The organism is Dietzia sp. SYD-A1 (assembly GCF_015356725.1).
Classification (GTDB): Bacteria; Actinomycetota; Actinomycetes; order Mycobacteriales; family Mycobacteriaceae; genus Dietzia.
Genome location: NZ_JADDKI010000301.1, coordinates 1 through 4,252, shown reverse-complemented (window position 1 = coordinate 4,252; position 4,252 = coordinate 1). Strand labels below are relative to the sequence as shown.

The following is a 4,252-nucleotide window of genomic DNA, read 5'->3' as shown; positions in this document are numbered from 1 at the left end:
CGGTGAACTGCACGGCGGTCGCGGGCGCGGGTTCGCCGGTGGGGCGCCCGGCGGCGCGCCGTGTGCGGCTGCGACCCCGGTTGGTGGTCGGGTCTTCTGTCATCTGATGACTCCTGCTCTGTGCAGCAGCGACGCCAACGCGTCCTGTTGCTCGGTGGTGGGTGGTAACTGCGGGAGTCGCGGCGCTCCGGCCGGGATCCCGAGAAGTTCTAGAGCTGCTTTGGACATCGACACGCCACCGAGAGCCCGTTGGGCGTCGAAGAGCGGGAGGAGTCCGAGGTTGATGTGACGCGCGGTGTCGATGTCGCCCGCGAGGAACGCACGGCGCAGTTCCACGAGATGCGCGGCGGCCACGTGGCCGATCACGCTGACGAAACCGCTGGCTCCCACGGCCAACCACGGGAGGTTGAGCTGGTCATCTCCCGAGTAGTAGACGAGGTCACAGTGGGACATCACGGTGACCGCGTCATGGAAGTCACCCTTGGCGTCCTTGACGGCGACGATATTGGGGTGGGACGACAGCCCGATGAGCGTCTCCGCCTGTATCGGGACCACCGACCTCGGTGGGATGTCGTAGAGCATCACCGGTCGATCGGTGGCGTCGGCGACCGCCCGGAAATGGGCGTCGAGGCCGGCCTGGGTGGGCTTGGAATAGTACGGCGTCACCACGAGCATGCCGTGGGCACCGACTGACGCCGCCTGCCGCGCGAGGTGCACGGAATGCGCGGTGTCGTATGTCCCGACCCCGGCGACCACGAACGCCCTGTCCCCCACCGCGGCCAGAACGGCTTCGAGAACCGCGATCTTCTCCGCGTCCGTGGTGGTGGGCGACTCTCCCGTGGTCCCGGAGACGACGAGACCGTCGCACCCGGAGTCCACGAGGTGCTGCGCGACACACGCGACGGCCCTCAGGTCGACGTAGCCATCGGACCCGAAGGGAGTGACCATCGCCGTGAGCACCGTGCCGAACGGAGTAGGGCGCCCGGGCGGGGAGAGTGCCTGTCGACCGTCCGCCGACGTCGGGCCCCCTGTGGTCACGTGTGTCATGGCCTCCCAGACTACCCTCAGACCACGGGAAGTCCCGATTCCGACCCGGCGTTACGGATCACCCCTCCAGGACGTAGGGACTCACCGCGATCTCCGAACCGTCCTCGAGCGAGGTGATCTCGAAGTCTGCGAACACCGCCGGCGCAGCCGCGCGTAGTTGCCGCAGGACGTCGATGGCCAGCCCGCGGATCTCGGTGTCGGCGTGCTCGGTCGCCCTCATCCCGATGAAGTGGCGCCACGAGCGATAATTGCCGGTGACCACGATCCGGGTCTCGGTCGCGTTGGGCAACACCGAACGCGCGGCCTGTCGCGCCTGCTTGTGCCGCAACATCGGGTTGGGAACGTCGGCGAATCTCTCCTCGAGCTTGGAGAGCATCTCCGCATACGCCTCCCGGGACGCGTCGGTCGCCCGGCGGAAGATCTCCACCAGTTCCGAGTCCTCCGCGATCGCCGGCGGGGGCACCACCTTCGAATCGTGCTCCGGGACGAACCGCTGCGACAGCTGACTGTAGGAGAAGTGTCGGTGCCTGATGAGTTCGTGGGTGCACGATCTGGAGATGCCCGTGATGTAGAACGTCACACTCGCGTGCTCGAACACCGAGAGGTGCCCCACCTCGAGAATGTGCCTCAGGTAGCCGGCGTTCGACGCCGTGCGCGGATTGGGCTTGTCCCAGCTCTGATAACAGGCCCGACCCGCGAACTCGGCCAGTGCGGATCCGCCGTCGGCGTCCGTCTCCCACCCGATCTCGTCGGGTGGCGTGAACGCGGTGTGCGCGACCATGCGGACCTGCCGCCGGACGAGCTCGGACATGGTGGACTCCTCGTGGTGTCGTGTCGCCCGGCGGGTCAGCCGAGAAGGTGTGCGGCCACCGTCGCGGCGATCTCGGACGCGGCGTCGAGATCCTCGCCGCCGGGCTCGCCGGTCAGATGAAGGGCCGGCGCCACCGGTCGCAGATCCCACCCGGTGGTGATCCGCTCGACCGAGGTGACGGCCCCCGACGTGTCGTCGTCCCCGTGCACGCACAGTGCGAAGGGCCGACCGGCCACGGCGCCCTCGCACGTGTAATAGGTGCGGTCGAAGAAGTGCTTGAGCGCACCTGACATGTAACCGAAGTTCGCCGGGGTGAGCAGGACGTATCCGTCCGCCCGGAGTACGTGGTCGTCGGTCGTGGCCAGAGCGGGTACCGACTCCACCTCGACTCCCTCGAGTTCGGGATGCGCGAGCCCGCGCTCCAGGGCTTCCAGTATGCGGCGGAGCCTCGGGGACGGTGCGTGGTGGACCAGGAGAACGGCGCTCATCGCTGATCCCGGGCACCGGAGGTGTCCGCCTCGTGCAGAGTGATGGCCACCCGCATGATCTCCCGGGCGCGGGCGCGGTCGCCCGCATGGTCATACGCCCGGGCCAGACGATAGTTGGTGCGCCAGTCGTCCGGGGCCGCCTGGTACTCGGCACTGACCCGGTCGAACAGCTCATCCGCCGCGGCGTGCTCGAGACGCCCGGAGGGACGGTAGTCCAGGGTGGAGACGTCGAGCTCTATCCCCTCCGCGGCGGCGGCGGCGGAGATCTTCTGGAGTTCGAACCCGTTCCGCAGGATCGCCCACGTCGCCCAAGCCCCGACGGCGGTCAGCAGGATGATCCCGACCCCGAGCCCACGCATGGCGAGGTACTCGGATCGGCTGACCATGGACCACCCGAGGTACAGCAGGTACCCGAACGCCACCACCAGACCGACCGCGGTGAGGGCCATGACCAGGGGCTTGACGACTCTGTCCACGGTCGGCCTACAGATCCATGAAGGCGTCGAGCCCCACGGTGAGTCCGGGCACACGCGAGATGGAGCGCACCCCCAGGAGGACGCCGGGCGCGAAGGAGGAGCGGTCGAGGGAATCGTGCCGGATCGTCAGGGTCTCCCCCTGGGTCCCCAGGATCACCTCCTGGTGCGCGACCAGGCCGGTCACTCGGACCGAGTGCACCCTCACCCCACCGACGTCGGCGCCCCTCGCCCCCTCCAGCTCCGTGGAGGTGGCGTCCGGGCATGGTCCCATCCCGGCGGCGGTGCGGGCGGTGGCCATCATCTCGGCGGTGCGGTGTGCCGTTCCCGACGGGGCATCGGCCTTGTTCGGGTGATGGAGTTCCACGATCTCGGCCGAGGGGAAGTACCTGGCGGCCTGGACGGCGAAGCGCATCATGAGGATCGCTCCGATGGCGAAGTTGGGTGCCACGAGGACCCCGGTGTCCGCATGAGACGAGAGCAACCCCCGCAGGGTGTCCAGACGTTCGTCGGTGAATCCGGTCGTGCCGACCACCGCGTGGATGCCGTGCGTGATGCAGAACTCGAGGTTGTCCATCACCACGTCGGGGTGGGTGAAGTCGACGACCACCTCCGCTCCGGCATCGGTGAGCATCCCCAGGGGGTCACCGTGGTCCACCTCGGCGACGAGTTCGAGGTCCTCCGCCGCGCGGACCGCCTCGCAGATCGCCGTGCCCACCTTGCCGCGTGCACCGAGCACACCGACCTTCGTCACCGTCATCGTCTCCTCAGTCTCCTCACTGGTCGCCGACCCGCCCACCAGCCTATCCGCCCACCCGGGCCAGGAGACCCGCCGCACCCTCGGTGCCGGGCATGCCCGGACCCACGGCCGCCAGACACCACGGAGCGACCTCGCCCGTCCAGTAGTCCGCGACGTCGTCGCGGCGCACCGCGCGCAGGCGGGACAGCGAGTCGGCGACGGTCACCACCGCGTCGCGGTCCAGCAGGTGGCGGCCGATCCGCGTCATCCGCGACAGGGGATCGTCCAACCCCAGCCGGATCGACCCGGTGAGGTGCCCGATCGCCCGGTCCACCTCGTCGAGGGACGGGGGTCGTCGGACCATCCCGGACACGACCTCGGCCAGAGCATCGCCCAGGGCGTCCACCCGCCCGACCGGACTGCCGGCGACGACCGACACGAGGCCGGTGGTGCGGAACTGATCCATCGACGCGTACACGGTGTAGGCCAGCCCGAGCTCCTCGCGGACCCGCTGGAACAGTCTGGAGCTCAGCCCACCGCCGAGCACGGCAGTCGCGACCTGCGCCGACGCGCGGTCCCGGTGATCGCGCGACGGGGTTCGACGGGCCAGCGCCAGGAGGACCTGCTCGGAGTCGTCGTCCTCCCCCACCAGGACCGGCGTCGGCGCCCACCCCTCGTGCCCGGTGTCCTGGCC

Annotated in this window: 6 protein-coding genes; all 6 read right to left on the bottom strand. The window is 69.3% G+C overall.

Translation table 11 applies throughout. The features are described from left to right. Positions 1–99: 99 nt before the first annotated feature. The gene (gene dapA / locus IY392_RS12430) at positions 100–1,047 is read right to left on the bottom strand and encodes a 4-hydroxy-tetrahydrodipicolinate synthase (RefSeq protein ID WP_107756603.1); all 948 of its coding nucleotides are present in this window, start codon (positions 1,045–1,047) and stop codon (positions 100–102) included. A gap of 58 nt (positions 1,048–1,105) precedes the next feature. Then, positions 1,106–1,858, bottom strand: coding sequence for an FAD-dependent thymidylate synthase (thyX, locus tag IY392_RS12425; protein ID WP_194861384.1), 753 nt, complete (start codon positions 1,856–1,858; stop codon positions 1,106–1,108). Positions 1,859–1,893: 35 nt separating this feature from the next. Next, positions 1,894–2,346 (bottom strand): flavodoxin family protein, encoded by a 453-nt coding sequence (locus IY392_RS12420; RefSeq protein ID WP_107756605.1) that lies wholly within the window; start codon positions 2,344–2,346, stop codon positions 1,894–1,896. Beyond that, positions 2,343–2,822 (bottom strand): hypothetical protein, encoded by a 480-nt coding sequence (locus tag IY392_RS12415; RefSeq protein ID WP_194861383.1) that lies wholly within the window; start codon positions 2,820–2,822, stop codon positions 2,343–2,345. Before IY392_RS12415 ends, IY392_RS12420 begins: the two co-directional genes overlap by 4 nt. A gap of 7 nt (positions 2,823–2,829) precedes the next feature. Continuing rightward, on the bottom strand, positions 2,830–3,579 hold the full coding sequence (dapB, locus tag IY392_RS12410) for a 4-hydroxy-tetrahydrodipicolinate reductase (protein WP_107758104.1): 750 nt from the start codon (positions 3,577–3,579) through the stop codon (positions 2,830–2,832). A gap of 43 nt (positions 3,580–3,622) precedes the next feature. Further along, the coding region (locus IY392_RS12405) for a pitrilysin family protein (RefSeq protein ID WP_194861382.1) at positions 3,623–4,252 on the bottom strand (630 nt) is incomplete at its 5' end.